Below are 18,809 nucleotides of genomic sequence, written 5' to 3' on the forward strand. Positions count from 1 at the left end.
AGCTACGCCATCCCCAGCTTCCGGAAGTCCCAGGACACGATCTTCTCCGGGGTCAGCCGGGCCCAGGCGTGCCGGCCGTCGTGCGGCATCTCGTCCAGACCGAAGTTCTTGCGTGCGAACAGCGTTTCCGCCGTGTCGAGTTCGGCGCACAGCTCTCCGGTCCGCGGTACCTCGCCCACGAACTCCACCCGCCCGGACAGCTCGACCCCGCGCAGCTGGTCGTACTCCTCGCCCGAGTCGACCACGACCGCCACCCGGGGGTCGCGGCGCAGCTGGGCCCAGCGCCTGCTGCGCACCACCGAGTACAGCCACAGCGAGGTGCCGTCCCAGGCGAACCACAGCGCGCTCACGTGCGGCGCGCCGTCCGCCGAGACGGTCGCGACCCGGCAGGTGCGCTGGGTCGTGAGGAACTCGTCCAGCTCACCGGGCGTCATCATGATCTTCCGGCCCCGGCGCTGCTGAGTGACGGTCATACGGCCCCCTCTTCTCCCACGTCGTGCCAGAGAACATCCGTCTACCGGTGATCCTCTGACATCACGTCAGAAAAGGGAATGGGTCGGCTTCCCCTCACGCCTCGATCTGGTTACTCTCACCGCCCCGCACCTCGGCCGAAGGAGGCGCCATGCCGTCGTACGAAGAGCTGGGCGAACTGCTCGATCCGCCGGGGACCGTGCTGCTGACCGTGGAGTGCCAGCAGGGGGTGGTCGGCCCGGACGGCGCGCTGCCCGAACTCGCCCGCGAGGCCCGCTCCTCCGGCGCCCTGCGCAACGTGGCCCGCCTGGTCGCCGCCGCGCACGAGACCGGGATCCAGGTCATCCACGCGATCGCCGAGCGCCGCCCGGACGGCCGCGGCGCCGGCCGCAACGCCCGCCTCTTCCGCGCCGCCGAACGGCTTCCCGTCCAGCAGTTGACCGGCACCACCGCGGTGCGGGTCGCGCCCCCGATCGAGGTCGCCGAGGAGGACCTCGTCGTACGACGGCTGCACGGCCTGTCCCCGATCCAGGGCACCGATGTCGACGCCCTGCTGCGCAACCTCGGCTGCCGCACCCTGGTCGTCACCGGCGTCTCGGCCAACGTGGCGATCCCCAACGCGGTGTTCGACGCCGTCAACCGCGGCTACACCGCCGTCGTCCCGGCCGACGCCATCGCGGGCGTGCCCGCCGAGTACACACCCCTCGTGATCCGCAACACTCTCGCCCTGGTCGCCACCATCACGACCACGGACGAGGTGCTCGGCTGCCTCGAACGGCCGCGCCGGCGGGCGTGACGCGGCTCAGGCCAGCTTGATCTCGTCGCCGGAGACGGTGATCTTCTCGGCGGGCAGCGCCTGGGTCGCGGGACCCTTCTTCACACTGCCGTCCTCGACGGAGAAGTGGCTGTTGTGACACGGGCAGACGATCACGCCGTTCGCGATGCTGCCGACCGCGCAGCCCAGATGGGTGCACTTCGAGGAGAACGCCTTGTAGGTGCCCGCCGTCGGCTGCGTGACCACCACGCCCTGGTCCTTGAAGATCTTGCCGCCGCCCTCCGGGATGTCCGAGGTCTTGGCGAGGGCCGTGCCGCCGGCCGAGCCGCCCGAGGACGAGGAGCCGCTGTCCTGCGAGGAACCGGTCGACCCGGTGCCTCCGGTCGAGCCGGAGGAACCGGCCCCGGTGTTGCCGGTGTTCGACGAATCGTCGCCCGAACCGCAGGCGGTCAGCGCGGCGGCGAGCCCGGCCGCTCCGGCCGCCGCCATGACGGTACGGCGGGCCGGTCCCGATTCGGGCATGAGCGATGCGCTGGTCATGTGGGCGTTCCTTCCGCGGGGCTGTTCGTGATCCGTCCAGGGGTACGGTCCTGGGGCCCCGCCTGTTCAGACGGCACCCGGATCCTTGCCTCCGTGGCACGAGACCGACGTGCACCACGGCTGTAGGTCACAGCTGTCGGACGGGCCGGCAGTCGCCCCAGTAGCCTGGGACGATGCTCAAGGAAGTCACCGCGACCCGCTACATCACGCCCCTGCGTGAGGGTGGCTCGCTGCCGGGGCTCGTCGAGGCCGACGACTTCGGGACGTACGTCATGAAGTTCACCGGCGCCGGACAGGGCCGCAAGACACTGGTCGCCGAGGTCGTCTGCGGCGAACTCGCCCGCAGGCTCGGATTCCGGATGCCCCGCCTGGTCACCCTCCAGCTGGACTCCGTGCTGGGACTCGGCGAGCCCGAACAGCAGGTGCAGGAGCTGCTGAGGTCCAGCGGCGGCACCAACCTCGGCATGGACTTCCTCTCCGGAGCCCTCGGCTACGACCCGCTCGCCTTCCCGGTCAGCCCCGGGGAGGCCGGACGGATCGTCTGGTTCGACGCGCTGATCAACAACGTGGACCGCTCCTGGCGCAACCCCAACCTCCTGGTGCACCACGGCGAGCTGTGGCTCATCGACCACGGCGCCACGATGATCTGGCACCACAACTGGCCCTCCGCCGAGGCCTCCGCGGCACGCCCCTACGACGCCCGCGACCACGCCCTCGCCCGGTTCACCCCGGACGTCACGGCGGCCGGGGCCGAGCTGGCGCCCCTGGTCACCGAGGACCTCCTCACCGAGGTCACCGCCGAGATCCCCGACGCCTGGCTCGCCGGCGAACCCGGCTTCGACACCCCGGACGACCTCCGGCGGGCCTATGCGCGGCCCCTGCTCGCCCGGTCGGCCGTCATCGCCGAGCGCATCACCGGCATCGAGGAGGGCAAGTGAGCGAGCGCCACATCCACATGGCCGGTCATGTGACCGAGCGCCACATCACCCGGGCGGGCCAGGGCGGCGACCGGGACGTGTTCGAGTACGCGCTGCTGCGGGTCGTACCCCGCGTGGAGCGCGGCGAGTGCATCAACGCGGGCGTGCTCGTCTACTGCCGCGCCCAGGCCTACGTCGGCGCCCGGACTCACCTGGACGAGGCCCGGCTGCTGGCCCTCGACGCGAACGCCGACGTCGCGGGGGTGCGGGCCGCGCTCGGTGCCGTCGAGCGGGTGTGCGCGGGCGGCGAGGAGGCAGGGCAGGCGGCCCGCGACGACGCGGGGCGCCGCTTCCGCTGGCTGATCGCGCCCCGCTCCACCATCGTGCAGCCCGGGCCGGTGCACACCGGACTGACCACCGATCCGCCGGCCGAAACGGAGCGCCTGCTGGACCTCCTGGTGAGGTAATGGATCACACCGGCCCGGTGTCCCGTTGACACCGGGTGCCAGGGCTTCTAGCGTCACGGGTGCTGAAGGTACTAAGCGGTCGCTCACCGCATGCTTGGCTCTCTCGGGGCCAGATACGTTCTCTCAAGGGCGAGGAGAAGCAGCACATGTCCACCACTGAACAGCGGGTTGCGGTTGTCACCGGCGCGGCGCGCGGCATCGGCGCCGCAGTCGCCGTACGACTGGCCGCCGAAGGCCGCGCGGTCGCCGTGATCGACCTGGACGAGGCCGCCTGCAAGGACACGGTCGAGAAGATCACCGCGGCCGGCGGCAAGGCCATCGCGGTCGGCGCGGACGTCTCCGACGAGGCGCAGGTCGAGGCGGCCGTCGCCCGGATCGTGGAGGAGCTGGGCGCCCCGACGATCCTCGTCAACAACGCGGGCGTGCTGCGCGACAACCTGCTGTTCAAGATGAGCGTCTCCGACTGGGACACCGTCCTGAACGTCCACCTGCGCGGTTCGTTCCTGATGACCAAGGCCGTCCAGAAGCACATGGTCGACGCGGGCTTCGGCCGGGTCGTCAACCTCTCCTCCTCCTCGGCGCTCGGCAACCGCGGCCAGGCCAACTACTCCGCCGCCAAGGCCGGTCTGCAGGGCTTCACCAAGACCCTCGCCATCGAGCTCGGCAAGTTCGGCATCACCGCCAACGCCGTCGCCCCCGGCTTCATCGCCACGGAGATGACCAAGGCCACCGCCGACCGCGTCGGCATGGGCTTCGAGGACTTCAAGAAGGCCGCCGCCACCCAGATCCCGGTGCAGCGCGTCGGCGAGCCCGAGGACATCGCCAACGCCATCGCCTTCTTCACCGGCGAGGCGGCCGGCTTCGTCTCCGGCCAGGTGCTGTACGTCGCCGGCGGACCGCTGAACTAGGGCTTCGGGAAAAACGGAGAACACGGACATGACTGAACGCCCGGAGCTTTCCGGCAAGGTCGCCCTCATCACGGGCGCCAGTCGCGGCATCGGCTACGGCATCGCCGAGGCGCTGGTCGCCCGCGGTGACCGCGTGTGCATCACCGGCCGCAACGAGGACGCGCTGAAGGAGGCCGTCGAGCAGCTCGGCTCGGAGCGGGTCATCGGCGTCGCCGGCAAGGCCCACGACCTCGGCCACCAGACCGAGGCCGTCGAGCGCACCATAGAGGCCTTCGGCCGCCTCGACTTCCTGATCAACAACGCCGGCACCAACCCGGTCTTCGGGCCCATCGCCGACCTCGACCTGGACGTCGCCCGCAAGGTCTTCGAGACCAACGTCGTCTCGGCGCTGGGCTTCGCCCAGAAGACCTGGCACGCCTGGCAGAAGGACAACGGCGGCGCCATCGTCAACATCGCCTCCGTCGCGGGCCTCGCGCCCTCGCCGTTCATCGGCGCCTACGGCGTCAGCAAGGCCGCGATGATCAACCTGACCCAGCAGCTGGCGCACGAGTTCGCGCCGAAGGTGCGGGTCAACGCGATCGCCCCGGCCGTCGTGAAGACCAAGTTCGCCGAGGCCCTGTACGAGGGCCGGGAGGCGGAGGCGGCCGCCGCCTACCCGCTGGCCCGGCTCGGCGTGCCCGCCGACATCGGCGGGGCGGCCGCGTTCCTCACCTCCCAGCAGTCCGACTGGGTCACCGGTCAGACGCTCGTCGTGGACGGCGGCATCTTCCTCAACGCCGGCGTGGGCTGACCGCCTCTGCCGGTCGTCTCGTTCGGGCGCCGTTTCCCAGCGGAACGGCGCCCGAAACGCCCTGCGGGATGCGTACCGTGGGATGACAACGTAGTCATAGCTCAATCGATCAAGAAGTGTTGTTCCGGGGGAGGTTCGGGGGAGCGGACGCTGCGGTATGGTCTGCCGACCCTTGGTATGGCGGATCGAGGAGCGTGCGCGTGTTCAACCGGAACCGATTCCTGCGGAGAGTCGCGGCGATCGCGTCCATATCCCTGGTGGCCGGCTGCAGCCTGTTGTCCAACGGCGATTCCGCCGGCAAGGGGCCGATCGTCGTGGGAACCACCAGCGCCCCCAGCACGCTGGACCCGGCCGGCGCCTGGGACGGCTCCTGGGAGCTGTACCGCAACATCTTTCAGACGCTCCTCGCCTACCCGAACGGCGCCACCACCCCCCAGCCCGACGCGGCCGAGAGGTGTTCCTTCACCGACTCCAGCAGCCGCACCTACCGCTGCAAGCTGCGCGCGGGCATGAAGTTCGCCGACGGCGCCCCGCTGAACGCCGAGGCCGTCCAGCACTCCATCGACCGCATCCGCACCATCAACGCGCCCGGCGGTCCCGCCGGACTGCTCGGCAGCCTGGACCGGGTGGACGCGGTCGGCGACCGCGAGGTGGTCTTCCACCTCAACCAGTCCGACGCCACGTTCCCGTTCGTGCTGGCCACCCCGGCCATGTCGATCGTCGACCCCGACGACTACCCCGCGAACTCCCTGCGCAAGGACGACAAGGTCTTCGGCTCCGGGCCCTACGAGCTGCAGTCCTACGACGAGGACAAGCAGGCCGTCCTGGTCCGCAACGACCACTACGAGGGCTTCGCCGACCGGCAGAACGACGCGGTGACCATCCGCTACTTCCAAGACTCGGCCACCATGGTCAAGGCGCTGCGCGACAAGCAGATCGACGTCACCTACCGCGGCCTGGCCGCCGACGACATCCTCACCCTGCAGCGGCAGAGCAGCTCCGACCTGCAGCTGGTGGACGGCGCGGGCACCGACATCAGCTACCTGGTGTTCAACCCCAAGGACCCGTGGGCCAAGCAGCCCGCCGTCCGCAAGGCCATCGCCCAGGTGGTCGACCGCGGGGCGATCGCGCACAAGGTCTACAAGGACACCGTGGACCCGCTGTACTCCATGGTCCCCAAGGGCCTGACCGCCCACACCACGGCCTTCTTCGACGACTTCGGCGACCCGAGCGTCTCCAAGGCCCGCAGGGTCCTGACGAACGCGGGCATCACCCAGCGCGTCCCGCTCACCCTCTGGTACACCACCGACCGCTACGGCTCCGAGACGGCCGTGATGTTCCAGGAGCTCAAGCGGCAGCTGGAGGCCTCCGGCCTGTTCACGATCACCCTCAAGAGCCGCCCCTGGAAGACCTATGTGGTCGGCTACCAGAAGGGCGAGTACCCGGTGTTCGGCCGCGGCTGGTTCCCGGACTTCCCCGACGCCGACAACTTCATCGCGCCGTTCGTCGGCGAGCACAACGCCCTCGGTACGCCCTACCCGTCCAAGCAGATCACCTCGGTGCTGCTGCCCCGCTCGCGCGCCCAGAGCGACCGCGCCAAGGTGGTGAAGGACCTGGAGGCGGCTCAGCAGATCATGGTGAACGACGCCCGCCTGGTCCCGCTGTGGCAGGGGCGGCAGTACGTGGCGGCCAGCGACGACATCTCGGGCGGCGAGCAGGCCCTGGACCCGTCGACGATCATGATGATGTGGGAGCTGCACCGCAAGACCAGCTGGTGAACCGCCCTCGCGGCACCGGTTGTCAGTGGTCGCCTGTAGGTTCTGGGGCCTGGAAGTGACCGCACATCGTGAGGACGTTGACGTGACCGACATCGCCATGCTGCCCGAGTCCTGGCGCGGGGTTCTGGGTGACGAACTGCAGCAGCCCTACTTCAAGGAGCTGACCGAGTTCGTCGAGGAGGAGCGGGCGAAGGGTCCCGTCTATCCGCCGCGCGAGGAGGTCTTCGCCGCGCTGGACGCCACGCCGTACGACAGGGTCAAGGTCCTCATCCTCGGCCAGGACCCGTATCACGGCGAGGGCCAGGGGCACGGCCTGTGCTTCTCCGTCCGCCCGGGAGTGAAGACCCCGCCCTCCCTCAGGAACATCTACAAGGAGATGCAGCAGGAGCTGGGCCTGCCCGTCCCGGACAACGGCTATCTGATGCCGTGGGCCCGGCAGGGCGTGCTGCTGCTCAACGCGGTGCTCACCGTCCGTGGAGGCGAGGCCAACTCGCACAAGGGCAGGGGATGGGAGAAGTTCACCGACGCCGTCATCCGCGCGGTGTCCTCCCGGCCCGACCCGGCGGTCTTCGTGCTGTGGGGCAACTACGCGCAGAAGAAGCTCCCGCTGATCGACGAGAGCCGGCACATCGTGGTCAAGGGCGCGCACCCCTCGCCGCTGTCCGCGAAGAAGTTCTTCGGGTCCCGCCCGTTCACGCAGATCAACGAGGCGGTGGCCCGGCAGGGGCACGAGCCCGTCGACTGGCGGATCCCCAACCTGGGCTGATCGGCGCGCATGACGCAAAGCGCGGCCCGCGCCCGCGCGGCCCATGTCGTACGGGGCTGCCTGCCCGGGATTGCCGGTGCCGCCGGTTAGCGTCGGCACATGCGGCTGACCAGACAGCCGACGACGGCCCGGAGGACGTGGTGGCGGAGCGACCGGAGCAGGCGGCGCCGGATGCCGTGCTGACGCGGATCGGGCAGGTCGTGATGCTGCATCACGGTGGCGACCGCGAGGAGGCCAGACGCCGCTTCCTCCAGCTGTGGGCGGAGATCGGCGAGCACGGCGCTCCGCTGCACCGGTGCACCCTGGCCCACTACCTGGCCGACACCCAGGACGACCCGTCCGACGAACTGGCCTGGGACCTGCGGGCGTTGTCGGCGGCCGAGGAACTGGCGGACGGCCGCGGCGCAGGCGACCCACTGAGCGTGCGCGCCTTCTTCCCCTCCCTCCACCTCAACCTGGCCGCCGACTACGTCAAGCTGGGCCGCGCCGAGGCCGCGCGCAGCCATCTGCGCCGGGCCCGCCGCGCCGCCGGCTCCCTGTCCGACGACGGCTACGGCGACGGGGTACGGGCGGCGATCAGCCGTCTGGAACTGCGCCTCGGGGACGACGGCTTTCCGGGCGGCGACTCCTGGGGGCCGCCCCGGCAGCGGCCCACCAGCTAGGGCCTGGTGCGAAAGTCCCGCCTGCCCCCCGACGCCCGGCACGCCTGCCCGTGTGACCTGGCGCGAGGGGATCCAACGGAGCGAACGCGCTGGCCACGGGACCGCGCGTCACCCACCGGGCGGAGTCGTTCCGTATCAGGCGGCAGAAGGTGCAGTCCATAGGGACGGAACCCTGCCGGAACCGACGCTGCGCCTGCCAACCGTTTCGCGAGGGGTGGGATCCGCGGCGACTGTCTGTGATGAGTTCACAGAAGCTGTGCCGGAGCCCGTTCTCGTGGACAAAGCCACGAGCGATATCCGCCACGAGCTGGAATGCGGCATGGCGACGCGCGCGGCCCCGCGCCCCGACCCGGCTGAGCGGTGCTCAGCCCCTCGCGCCGTCGTCAGGTGCGCGCGAGCCGGGCCGCGAGATAGCGCGCGGTGGCGCTGCGGCGGGCCCTCGCCACCTTGGCCGGCGGGCCCGCCGCGACCACCCGCCCGCCCGCGTCGCCGCCGCCCGGCCCGAGGTCGATGACCCAGTCGGCGGTGGCGATCGTGTCCAGGTCGTGCTCGACGAGGACGACCGTGTTGCCGGCGTCGACGAGCCGGTGCAGCTGTCGCAGCAGCAGCGCGATGTCCGAGGGGTGCAGCCCCGCCGTCGGCTCGTCGAGCAGGTAGAGCGCGTGCCCGCGGCGGGCTCGCTGCAGTTCGGTGGCCAGTTTGATGCGTTGCGCCTCACCACCGCTGAGTTCCGTCGCGGGCTGGCCCAGCCGCAGGTACCCCAGTCCCACCTCGCGCAACGTCTCCAGACTGCGGGAGGCGGCCGGGACGGCGGACAGGAACTCGGCGGCGGCGTCGACGGACAGCGCCAGCACTTCCGCGATGTTCTTGCCGCGGTAGGTGACTTCCAGCGTTTCGGCGTTGTACCGGGCGCCCTGGCAGGTCGGGCACGGCGCGTAGGTGCCGGGCAGGAACAGCAGTTCCACCGCGACGAATCCTTCGCCCTGGCAGGTCTCGCACCGTCCTTCGGGCACGTTGAAGGAGAACCGCCCGGCCGAGTAGCCGCGCGCCCTGGCCTCGTCCGTCGCCGCGTACAGCTTGCGCACCGCGTCGAACATCCCCGTGTACGTGGCCAGGTTGGACCGGGGAGTTCGGCCGATGGGCCGTTGGTCGACCAGGACCAGCCGGTCGAACGACTCGACCCCCGACGCGTCCTGGACGTCGACCTCCAACTGCGCCTCGTCGGGCTCCTCGGACACGAGTCCGAGGTGGCCGCGGACGACCTCGGCGAGCACCTGCGTCACCAGCGTCGACTTTCCGGAACCGGACACGCCCGTCACCGCCGTCAGTACGCAGAGCGGTACGTCGACGGACACGTCGAGCAGATTGTGGCGGGAGACGCCGCGCAGGTGCAGCCAGCCGTGCGGTGTGCGCGGGCGGTGGTCGAGCGGCCGGGCGCGCCCGAACAGGTACTGGCTCGTGGCCGACTCCCCGACCCCTTCAAGACCGGCGACCGGGCCGCTGTACAGCACGCGTCCGCCGCCCTCGCCCGCGCCGGGGCCGATGTCGACCACCCAGTCCGCCCGCCGTACGACGTCCATGTCGTGCTCCACGACGAACAGCGAGTTGCCCGCCGCCTTGAGGCGGTCCAGCACGTCCAGCAGCGGTTCCGCGTCAGCCGGGTGCAGGCCCGCGGAGGGTTCGTCGAGGACGTAGACGACGCCGAACAGCCCCGAGCGCAGCTGGGTGGCGATCCGCAGGCGCTGCGCCTCGCCGGGCGACAGGGTCGTCGAGCGGCGCCCGAGGCTGAGATATCCCAGGCCCAGGTCGAGCAGTACGTCGATGCGCGCGACCAGATCGCCGCAGATCCGGACCGCGACCTCGGTCGTCTCCCCGGACCGGGCGGTCGACGTGGTGGCGTCGGCCTTGGACCGCCTCGCGACGGGCCGCAGCAGCGCCACGACCTCGGTGAGCGGCATCGCGTTGATCTCGGCGATGGAACGTCCGGCGAAGGTCACCGCGAGCGCCTCGGGCCGCAGTCCGCTGCCGTGACACTCGGGGCAGGGCACACTCCTGACGAACCGGAGCGCCCGTTCGCGCATCTTCTCGCTCTTGGAGTCGGCGAGGACGTGCATGACGTGCTTGCGGGCGCTCCAGAACTTGCCCTGGTAGCCGTAGTCGATGCGGTCCTCCTCCGGCTCGATGTACACGGAGGGCTGCTCGTCCGTGTACAGCAGCCAGTCCCGGTCCCTCTTCCTGAGCCTGCGCCACGGCCGGTCGATGTCGATGCCCAGGCCGTTCACCACACTGCGCAGGTTGGCGCCCTGCCAGGCGCCCGGCCAGGCGGCGATCGCCCCCTCCCGGATGCTCAGCGAGGGGTCCGGGACGAGCAGGTCCTCGGCGACGTCGTGCACGACGCCCAGTCCATGGCATTCCGGGCAGGCGCCGGCCGCGGTGTTGGGCGAGAACGACTCGGCATCCAGCCGTGCGGCCCCGGGCGGATAGGTGCCGGCACGGGAGTACAGAATGCGCAGCAGATTGGACAGCGTGGTGATGGTGCCGACCGTCGAGCGCGAGCTCGGCGACCCGCGTCGCTGCTGCAGGGCCACGGCCGGTGGCAGTCCGGTGATCTCCTGCACGTGCGGTGCGCCGACCTGTTGCAACAGCCTTCGGGCGTACGGTGCCACGGACTCGAAGTAACGCCGCTGGGCCTCCGCGTAGAGCGTGCCGAACGCGAGCGAGGACTTGCCCGAACCGGAAACACCGGTGAAGGCGACCATCGCGTCCCGCGGAACGTCGACATCGATGTTCCGCAGGTTGTTCTCACTGGCACCCCGGACATGCACGAAGGGGTCGCTCGCGTCCTTGTTCACCTTTCCTGATTACCTGATCGCGCCGGGCGCCGCGCGACAGGCGCCGCCACCAGGCTCCGCTCACACGAGAATCCGGAGGTCCCGGTATGAGTCCCGGTACGAGCCGCTCCCAGGGAACATTCGATCCGACGTCCTTCGGCGAACGCGGTGGTTCGCCTCCCGGTGGCGCACTCGCCCCAGTGGCTCGGCCCCAGGGCGCGCGCATGCGCCCCATGGCGGCCACGACCGAGGGCTCGACCCGGTAGCAGACCCACGTGCCGCGCCGCTCGGAGGTGAGCAGCCCGGCCTCCTTGAGCTTCTGGTGCGAGGCCACCGCCGAGAACAGGCGCAGCCGGACCGGATCGGCGAGGGCTGCGGTCCGGCCTGGTGACGGCGGGCGTCGGATCGGCGGCTGACTTCGGTGGCTGGTTCGCGGAGCAATCGGCGGCGGAGCCGGCCGAACCGTTCACCTTCGTGGTCGGTATGGATGGTGTGCTTCGGCCGGCGCCGCGGGCGATCAACTGCCGCCGAGGCCGGAGCGGCCGCCCCCCGCCCTGGCACCCTTCGGCACCAACGGCTCCAGCACCGCCCAGTGCTCGTGCGTGAGATCTCCCCGCCCCAGGAACCGTGATCATTCACGGCCCAAGATCCATTTTCGATACACGGCCTAGCCGGCACACATCCGTACGCCCAGGTCAATGGCCGTACGCCTGCTCACAGATCGCCGCCTCGGGGCTGTCCCCGCGCCAGCCGCCGTACTCCTTGCCGAGGGCGCACACGTCAGGGGCCTTCGGGGCCGGCCGTGCCACGTCCGGGACGTCGACCCGCGGCCGCCGCGGACGGTCCGCGTGCGGCCGGGAGCGTGCGGGCGGTGCCGCCGGGCGGTGGCCGGCCGGGGGTGGCGCCGGTGCCCGGTGCGGGGCGGCCGGAGCGGTGTGGTGCGGGTTCCCGGACGGGCCGGCCATCTCCAGCGCCTCCCGCGCGGGTGCCTGCACCACCCGCGGCTGCGCCCTGCCCTCCGGCCGGGGCGCGGTGGGCTGCGAGGGTGCCGTGTCCGGCGGGGGCCCGGGCGTCGCCGAGTGTTGTACCGTCACACAGCCGGAGAGGGCCGAGACGGCCACGGTGACCAGGAGCGCTGCGGTCGTCGTCGTTCGATGCACCCGGGCAACTCTGCTGGGTCGGCCCCGGCCTTGGCACCGTACACCGGAGATTGAGGCCCCCGCACGGGTGATCTCGTGCTCCTTACGGAGGGCCCTTGCGTACCGTGGGTGACGGTCAGTCGCCGGTGGCCCCGTCGATCCTCTCGCGGACGAGGTCGGCATGGCCGTTGTGCCGGGCGTACTCCTCGATCATGTGCGTGTAGATCCAGCGGAGGCTGAACGGCTCCTCGGTGAACCGGCTCGTTCCCTGGGAGAGGTCGTCGAGCCCGAAGCCGGCCGCGTTGCGTCGGGCCGTCTCGATCTCCGCCTGCCAGGTGCCGTACGCCTCCTCCCAGGAATCCGCCCCGGTGAGGTGGAACTCGCCGTCCCGGTCGTCCTCGGTGTAGTAGATCGGCCCGGCGTCGTCGCCCACCAGCACCTTGCGGAACCAGCCCCGTTCCACCTCGGCCATGTGCCGCACCAGGCCCATGAGGGACAGTTCGGAAGGCGGTACGGACGCGGTCCGCAGCTGCTCGTCGGTCAGTCCCTCGCACTTCCAGGCCAGTGTCTTGCGGTGGTAGTCCAGCCAGCCCTCGAGCATGGCGCGTTCACCGGCGTTCGGGGCGGGTTCTCGCCGTTCGGTCGTCATGCCCGCATCCTCGCAACGCCGCGTGCCGGGCCACCAGCGAATTTTCAGGTTTCCAGCATTTCCCCCCAGCAGCTCCCGCAGCCCAGCACGCTCCCGACGACGAGAGGGCCGAACTCCTGCGCCGGTACGGCGACTGGCACGACCGATCCCCGCCGTCATCGTCGCCGGCCGCCCCGAGGACGTGCTCCGCCACGACGTCCACCACATCGCCGAGCCCCTGCCCGCCTGCCACTCGGGCCGGGCCGCCCTCCTCGGCGACGCCGCCCACGCCATGCCGCCGACGCTCGGACAGGCGGCAACCAGGCGATCGAGGAGGCCGTCGTCCTGGCCCACCACCAGCGACGGCCTGGACGCCTACACCGCCGCCCGCCTCCCTCGTGCGACCGCGGTCACCCGTCAAGCCATCCGAGTCGCCCGCCTCGACAGGCCGGCAGCCGCGCCGCCGTCGCCGCGCGCGACACCGCCGTCACCGCCCTGTCCAAGGCCGGTCCCGCGCTGTTCCCGCGCGGCTTCGACGGCATCGCCGACTGGCGGCCCCCGTATGCTTCCGGGGAAGCACGCGCAGGCGAGCGGTAGGGGAGAGCACGTTGAAGGTCGGCTGCATCGGACTCGGGGACATCGCGCAGAAGGCGTACCTGCCGGTGCTGGGCACCCAGCCGGAGATCGACCTCCACCTCCAGACCCGCACACCCGCCACGCTGAACCGGGTCGCGGACTGCCTGCACCTGCCCGCGCAACGGCGGCACCCGACCCTGGACTCCCTCCTGGAGGCGGGCCTCGACGCGGCCTTCGTGCACGCGCCCACCACCGTCCACCCGGAGATCGTCACCCGGCTGCTGGAGGCGGGCGTGCCCACGTACGTGGACAAGCCGCTCGCCTACGAACTCGCCGACTCCGAGCGGCTGGTGACCCTGGCCGAGCAGCGGAACGTCCCGCTCTTCGTCGGTTTCAACCGCCGGTACGCCCCCGCGTACACGCAGTGCCTGGACCACCCGCGCGAGCTGGTCCTCATGCAGAAGAACCGGATCGGGCTCCCCGAGGAACCGCGCCCGATGATCCTCGACGACTTCATCCACGTCGTCGACACCCTGCGGTTCCTGGTGCCGGGCCCGGTCGACGACGTGACCGTGCGCGCCCGTACCGAGGGCGGCCTGCTCCACCACGTCGTGCTCCAGCTCGCCGGGGACGGCTTCACCGCGCTCGGCGTGATGAACCGGCTCAGCGGCTCCGCCGAGGAGATCCTGGAGGTCTCCGGGCAGGACACCAAGCGGCAGGTGCTCAACCTCGCCGAGGTCGTCGATCACAAGGGGCAGCCGACGGTGCGCCGGCGCGGCGACTGGGTGCCCGTGGCGCGCCAGCGGGGCATCGAGCAGGCGGTCCTCGCCTTCCTCGAAGCCGTGCGCGCGGGCAAGGTGCTCAGCGCCCGGGACGCACTGGCGACCCATGAGCTGTGCGAGCGGGTGGTACGAGCGGTTCTGGACCGCTCCGGCGCTGCCTGAGCGCACGCACACCCTCGGTCGCGCCCAGGGCGGCCAGCACGAGCAGCGCGCCGTGCACGGGCCAGTCGCCGTAGCGGACGTACGGCGTGACGCCGTGCGCGAGCGGTACGTCGTACACGCGGGCGGTGCTCGCGTCGGTGCCGAGCCACGGGCCGAGGCGCCGTCCGCTCGGGCCGTAGACGGCGGAGACACCGGTCAGGGTCGCGTGCACCATCGGGCGGCCGGTCTCGGCGGCACGCAGGGCGGCCAGCGAGGCGTGCTGCTCGGGGGCCCAACTGCCCTGGAAGGTCGAGGTGGAGGACTGGCCGAGGAGCACGTCCGCGCCGTCCTCGGCGAGATGACGGCTCATGTCCGGGAACGCGGTCTCGAAGCACACCAGCGGGCCGACCCGCAGTCCGTGCCCGACGTTCATCACGACCTGTTCGGTGCCGCGCCGCCGGTCCTCGCCGGCCGCCCTGCCCACCGAGGTGGCCCAGCCCAGCAGGGAGCGGGCCGGTATGTACTCGCCGAACGGGATGAGCCGCATCTTGTCGTAGCGCTCGCCGGTCGGGCCGGTCGGGCCGACGAGCACCGAACTCTTGTAGATGCCGGGCCGGTCGGCGCGCCGGGCGTCCACGTTGACCAGCACGTCGGCGTCGGTCTGCCGGGACAGCGCGGCGATCCGCCGAGCCAGGTCGGGCCGGTGCCCCAGATCGAAGCCGACGCTGGACTCGCCCCAGACCACCAGGTCGACACCCTGCCCGGTGAGCCGCCGGGTCAGCTGTTCCTCGCGGTCGAAGCGTTTCTCGGCGCTGGCGTGTCCGTCGACGATGCCCGGCTGGACGACGGCGATCCGCACCCCACCGTCGACGTCAGGGCGCGGCGCCCACGCCCAGGCGGCCGAGGTCGCCGCCGCCGTGGCGACCAGGGAGGCCACCGCGGGCACCCGGGACTCCCGCACCGACACCAGCACCGCGACCGCGACGTTCACCGCCACCACCAGGAAGCTGAGCAGCCACACCCCGCCCACCGAGGCCAGTCGCAGCGCCGGGCCCAGCTGCCACTGGCTGGAGCCGAGCATGCCCCAGGGGCCGCCCAGGCCCTGCCAGGAGCGCACCAGCTCCACCGCAAGCCATGCCGACGGCAGGACCAGCAGCGCGGCCGCGCCCCGCCCCGGCGACGGCGTCCCACTGAGGTACCGGCGTGTCAGCCAGCCCCAGGGCATCCACAGCACGCTCAGCAGCCCGGCTATCAGGAAGATGAACACGTGCAGGCTCGGCAGCAGCCAGTGGTGCACGGCCATCAAGAACCCGAAGCCTCCGCACCAGCCGTCGTACGCCGCGCGCCGCCCGGTCGGCGCCCAGCGTGCCAGCAGGATCCAGGGGACCAGCGCGACATACGCGAACCACCACAGCGAAGGCGCGGGGAACGCGAGCACGGGCAGGGCGCCCGCGAGGGCGGCGGCGCACGAGCGCCGCCAGGGGGAGGTCAGCCAGCGGTCGATCGTCCTCATACGGATCTCCCTACCCAGGGCTGCTTCCAGTGTGCGCGCCGTGAGCGATCTCCGACAGAGGACGCCGTGGGCGGCTCAGCGGCTCACTCGGGCACGGCCGCCGGGCTCCGCTCGGGCATCCGGCGCCACATCTCGTGCACCACGACCGAGCGCAGCCGCCAGCCCTCCGGTGTGCGCAGCAGCTCGAAGTCGTACCGGCCGCCGCAGACCAGGTCCGGCGCGCCGGAGCCGCCGACGCCGTCGTCGGCGAACCGCATGGGGCTGAGGTAGTCGGCCCGCACCCGGGCGGTGTCCCCGGTGTCGTGCTCCAGGATCCCGAACCGCACCTGCCGGTTGACGATCAGATGCTGCCGCATCGCGAACAGCTCCAGGCTCCCGGCGAGCCACCCGGCCACCCGGCCGGCCTCGCCCTCGATGCCACCGGCGGAACGGTAGTCGGCCCGCCCGTCCACCGTGAACAGCCCTCGATACGCCGCCCAGTCACCGTCGTCCACGGCCACCGCGTACTCGGTGACCATCTCGTCCACGGCCAGCCGGTCCATCACGGTAGCGAGCTCCACGCGCTGCGTCATCGGCACAGTGTTGGGCACCCGGGGCGACGTGCCAAGAGGCGCGCCGGATATTCGGTGGTGCGGGGGAGGCCCGGTAGCCGAACCTGCCCTCGTGAACGATCCGTCAGTCGAACAATCAGTCGGAGGCCCTCACCTGTTCAAGATCCCTCAGCCGAGACCTCGCTCACCTGTCCACAACCGCCCCGGACAGAACACCTAGGGCGGGCCGAGGTCAGGAGACGGCAGACGTCAGGTACGTCAGGTACACCCCTTTCTCGCAGTCGGGCATCTTCCGCAGGGCCCAGCGGCCTCGGACGGTCGTGGAGGAGAAGTTCGACTCGGCGTCGTCCTCCTCCACCTCACCGTCCTTCAGCGCGTATCCGGCCTTCGGGAGCCGCTTGTGCAGGAATGACAGGGCGGCGTCGAAGCCGCCCCGTACGACGGTGGCGACGACGAGCCGGCCGCCGGTGCGGTGCTCCACCGACGTCACGACCGCGCCGTCGGGCACCGGCAGGTTCTCCGGGAAGTCCTTGGGCAACGGCAGCGAGGCGGCAGTGGGACAGCCTCCCTGCGCACCGCCGGCCGTTGTCCCGGCCGGTGGAGCGGTTGCCTGCCCGGCCGCGTGCGGCGTCGCCCCCGGGAGCTCTGCGTGCTTGTTCGTCGCCGAGCATCCGGTGACCGCGGCGAGGCTGAGGACGGCGCCTACCAGTGCGGCGACCGAGGGCGATGACTTCATACGGTGGCCTCCTCAGGGCTTCTTGTGCTTGCCGCGGACCACGGCGTCGTGGGCGCCGTACAGCGTGTTGCCGGAGGACTGGCGGGCGATGGAGGCCAGTGCGTCATAGTTCTGCGCCCCGCCGCTCGCGCAGGTGCCGGTGCAGCCGTCGGCGTAGGCGGCGAGCACGCGGCCCTGGGCGTCGACTGTGACGTCGATGAAGTCGAGGAGATTGCGGTCCTTGCCGCAGGTGGTGCCGCCCGTGCAGATCGATCCTCTCTGAACGGGGTCGGTGGGGGTGGCGTCGACGGTGGCCCAGGACTGGCCGCCGTCGTAGGTGGTGGCCACATACAGATGCCACAGGCCCTTGAAGGCGGCCGGGTCCTGGTAGTTGCCACCCGTGGTGGTGCCGAGGAATGCGAAGGCGGCGCGGTTGTCGTCGCCGGCGGTCACGGCAGGGAATACGACGTTCTTGATGCCGAGGGCAGCGCCGACGTTCTGGTCGTACAGCCACGTCCGGCCCTTGTCGTGGCTGACAGCGACACGGGCCGTGCCGTCGCTGTTCTGGTAGCCCATGTAGACGGTCCCCCCGGCCCCAATGCCCACGCTCGGGTCGGAGTCACCAGGGGTGCTGGCCGGGTTCTTACGGACGGCCCAGGTCAGCCCGTTGTCCTCGGAGACGGCCACAGCCTGATGGCCGCCGCAGCCCTTGTTGGGCACGTACACCGTGCCGTCCGGGCCCATCTTCACGTGCCCGTGCAGGCCGCCGCAGTCCAGTAGCGAGTACATGGGGACGGCCGGTCCATATGTCAGACCGCCGTCCCGGCTGACCGCGCAGGAAGCGTCGGCGATGTCCTGGGAGCAGTAGTAGACGGCGTTCGGGTACGACGTGACGGCGCCCGGCTCGCCCGTGTTGAAGGGACCGCCGCCGATGGTCTGGTGGTCCACACCGGAGTTGATGCCCGAGCCGCCCGTCGGCGTCCACGTCTCACCGTCGTCGTCGGTGTAGCAGGTCAGGGCGGTCTTGCCGATGAGCTGCGACTCGAAGGTGCGGTGGGTGATCGGGTCGGTGAACAGGATCGGGTCGAGGCTTGTGGTGCTGCCCTGGGGACAGCCGTTGGCCGCGTTCGCGCTCTTGTCCTGCCACGTGGCGGCGCCGGCGCTGTCGTAGGTGACCTTGAGCGTCGAGGTGTATGCCTGGAACATCGCGGCGCCACTCGCGTGGTCGACGCCGATCGAGGGTTCACCCGCGTTGTGGGCGTCCGCGATACTGCCAGGTGCCGAGGAGTTCTCGTAGGTCGGAGGGGTGGCCGTACTCGGCGGCGGATCGGTCGGGTCGGCGATCAGGCTCGCGGTACCGGTAAAGCTGTCGCCGAGCGGTGCGTACGGCACCACGCGCACGGTGTACGACGCCGACACCGCCGGAAGCAGCACGGTCTCCGGGTCGCTGGAAGAGGCGGAGGCGGCCACCTCGCGGCCGTCCGCGTCGAGGACGTACACGTCGAAGTCGGCTGCGGAGTCGGGCCACTTGACGTCGACGCGCAGGCTGTGACCGGCGTCGTAGCCCACGGGCACGGACACCTTCAGGCTGTAGTCGTCGCAGAGTTGCCCATTACCGCAGCTCACCGTCCCGGTCGTGCCGGAGACGTTCGGGACGGCGAAGGGACCGGCGCTCCACGTGGTCGTGGGCGCAGTGTCGCTGACTGATCCGGAGGGCGGGGTGGTGGCGCCGGCCGACACACTCGGCAGGGTGCCGGCGAAGAGTGCCAGCAACCCGACGGCGAGACGCCCCCGCGACCGCGGGGGGCGGTGAAGACGGAGTGCGGAGAGGAGAGCCACAGGTACCTCGTGGGTTCGCG

General features: G+C 71.2%; 18 protein-coding genes and 2 pseudogenes. 10 read left to right on the forward strand and 10 right to left on the reverse strand.

What is annotated here, in order from left to right; all coding sequences use genetic code 11:
• Positions 1-2 precede the first annotated feature (2 nt).
• Positions 3-473 (reverse strand): pyridoxamine 5'-phosphate oxidase family protein, encoded by a 471-nt coding sequence (locus ACFZDC_RS35990; protein ID WP_391330502.1) that lies wholly within the window; start codon positions 471-473, stop codon positions 3-5.
• 149 nt (positions 474-622) lie between these two features.
• On the opposite strand from ACFZDC_RS35990, the gene ACFZDC_RS35995 reads away from it, so the two are divergent.
• Positions 623-1,267 carry an isochorismatase family protein gene (locus ACFZDC_RS35995; RefSeq protein WP_391330504.1) on the forward strand — a complete coding sequence of 215 codons (645 nt, stop codon included), beginning with the start codon at positions 623-625 and terminating at the stop codon, positions 1,265-1,267.
• A 6-nt stretch (positions 1,268-1,273) separates the two neighbouring features.
• Here the strand turns inward: ACFZDC_RS35995 and ACFZDC_RS36000 are convergent, their stop codons facing one another.
• On the reverse strand, positions 1,274-1,786 hold the full coding sequence (locus ACFZDC_RS36000; protein WP_391330506.1) for a Rieske 2Fe-2S domain-containing protein: 513 nt from the start codon (positions 1,784-1,786) through the stop codon (positions 1,274-1,276).
• Positions 1,787-1,959: 173 nt separating this feature from the next.
• On the opposite strand from ACFZDC_RS36000, the gene ACFZDC_RS36005 reads away from it, so the two are divergent.
• The 7 genes from ACFZDC_RS36005 (at position 1,960) to ACFZDC_RS36035 (ending at position 8,074) form a co-directional block, all read left to right on the forward strand.
• Positions 1,960-2,724, forward strand: coding sequence for a HipA family kinase (locus ACFZDC_RS36005; RefSeq protein ID WP_391330507.1), 765 nt, complete (start codon positions 1,960-1,962; stop codon positions 2,722-2,724).
• Entirely contained in the window at positions 2,721-3,170 is a 450-nt protein-coding gene (locus tag ACFZDC_RS36010; RefSeq protein ID WP_391330508.1) for a DUF3037 domain-containing protein, read from the forward strand. Before ACFZDC_RS36005 ends, ACFZDC_RS36010 begins: the two co-directional genes overlap by 4 nt.
• 146 nt (positions 3,171-3,316) lie before the next feature.
• Positions 3,317-4,078: a 3-oxoacyl-ACP reductase FabG gene (fabG, locus tag ACFZDC_RS36015; protein WP_391330510.1), complete on the forward strand. Its 762-nt coding sequence runs from the start codon at positions 3,317-3,319 to the stop codon at positions 4,076-4,078.
• A gap of 28 nt (positions 4,079-4,106) precedes the next feature.
• Positions 4,107-4,868 carry a glucose 1-dehydrogenase gene (locus ACFZDC_RS36020; protein WP_391330512.1) on the forward strand — a complete coding sequence of 254 codons (762 nt, stop codon included), beginning with the start codon at positions 4,107-4,109 and terminating at the stop codon, positions 4,866-4,868.
• Between the two features lie 200 nt (positions 4,869-5,068).
• Complete coding sequence (locus ACFZDC_RS36025; protein WP_391330514.1) at positions 5,069-6,646, forward strand: ABC transporter substrate-binding protein; 1,578 nt, start codon at positions 5,069-5,071, stop codon at positions 6,644-6,646.
• 82 nt (positions 6,647-6,728) lie between these two features.
• Positions 6,729-7,412 (forward strand): uracil-DNA glycosylase, encoded by a 684-nt coding sequence (gene ung, locus ACFZDC_RS36030; protein WP_391330515.1) that lies wholly within the window; start codon positions 6,729-6,731, stop codon positions 7,410-7,412.
• 140 nt (positions 7,413-7,552) lie between these two features.
• A complete protein-coding gene (locus ACFZDC_RS36035) occupies positions 7,553-8,074 on the forward strand; it encodes a hypothetical protein (RefSeq protein WP_391330517.1) in 522 nt (173 codons plus the stop codon).
• 383 nt (positions 8,075-8,457) lie between these two features.
• Here the strand turns inward: ACFZDC_RS36035 and uvrA are convergent, their stop codons facing one another.
• From uvrA to ACFZDC_RS36055, 4 genes and pseudogenes are all read right to left on the reverse strand, one after another.
• On the reverse strand, positions 8,458-10,926 hold the full coding sequence (gene uvrA / locus ACFZDC_RS36040) for an excinuclease ABC subunit UvrA (protein WP_391330519.1): 2,469 nt from the start codon (positions 10,924-10,926) through the stop codon (positions 8,458-8,460).
• Positions 10,927-11,128: 202 nt separating this feature from the next.
• Positions 11,129-11,347: pseudogene (locus tag ACFZDC_RS36045) on the reverse strand (transcriptional regulator); the annotation flags it as partial.
• A gap of 253 nt (positions 11,348-11,600) precedes the next feature.
• Positions 11,601-12,065, reverse strand: a complete 465-nt coding sequence (locus ACFZDC_RS36050) for a hypothetical protein (protein ID WP_391330521.1) — start codon at positions 12,063-12,065, stop codon at positions 11,601-11,603.
• A gap of 115 nt (positions 12,066-12,180) precedes the next feature.
• The gene (locus tag ACFZDC_RS36055) at positions 12,181-12,693 is read right to left on the reverse strand and encodes a DUF664 domain-containing protein (RefSeq protein WP_391330523.1); all 513 of its coding nucleotides are present in this window, start codon (positions 12,691-12,693) and stop codon (positions 12,181-12,183) included.
• A 71-nt stretch (positions 12,694-12,764) separates the two neighbouring features.
• Between ACFZDC_RS36055 and ACFZDC_RS36060 the strand changes: the two are divergent.
• A pseudogene (locus ACFZDC_RS36060) lies at positions 12,765-13,269 on the forward strand (FAD-dependent monooxygenase); the annotation flags it as partial.
• Positions 13,270-13,280: 11 nt separating this feature from the next.
• Positions 13,281-14,192, forward strand: coding sequence for a Gfo/Idh/MocA family oxidoreductase (locus tag ACFZDC_RS36065; protein ID WP_391330525.1), 912 nt, complete (start codon positions 13,281-13,283; stop codon positions 14,190-14,192).
• Here the strand turns inward: ACFZDC_RS36065 and lnt are convergent.
• The 4 genes from lnt to ACFZDC_RS36085 form a co-directional block, all read right to left on the reverse strand.
• Positions 14,110-15,684, reverse strand: a complete 1,575-nt coding sequence (gene lnt, locus ACFZDC_RS36070) for an apolipoprotein N-acyltransferase (protein WP_391330527.1) — start codon at positions 15,682-15,684, stop codon at positions 14,110-14,112. The two genes, ACFZDC_RS36065 and lnt, sit on opposite strands and share 83 nt — an antisense overlap.
• A gap of 83 nt (positions 15,685-15,767) precedes the next feature.
• Positions 15,768-16,256 carry a nuclear transport factor 2 family protein gene (locus ACFZDC_RS36075; RefSeq protein WP_391330529.1) on the reverse strand — a complete coding sequence of 163 codons (489 nt, stop codon included), beginning with the start codon at positions 16,254-16,256 and terminating at the stop codon, positions 15,768-15,770.
• Between the two features lie 211 nt (positions 16,257-16,467).
• Positions 16,468-16,971: a hypothetical protein gene (locus ACFZDC_RS36080; RefSeq protein WP_391330530.1), complete on the reverse strand. Its 504-nt coding sequence runs from the start codon at positions 16,969-16,971 to the stop codon at positions 16,468-16,470.
• 12 nt (positions 16,972-16,983) lie between these two features.
• On the reverse strand, positions 16,984-18,723 hold the full coding sequence (locus ACFZDC_RS36085; RefSeq protein WP_391330531.1) for a sialidase family protein: 1,740 nt from the start codon (positions 18,721-18,723) through the stop codon (positions 16,984-16,986).
• Between the last annotated feature and the right edge of the window lie 86 nt (positions 18,724-18,809).

It is taken from the genome of Streptomyces sp. NPDC007905, assembly GCF_042959345.1.
Lineage (GTDB): Bacteria > Actinomycetota > Actinomycetes > Streptomycetales > Streptomycetaceae > Streptomyces.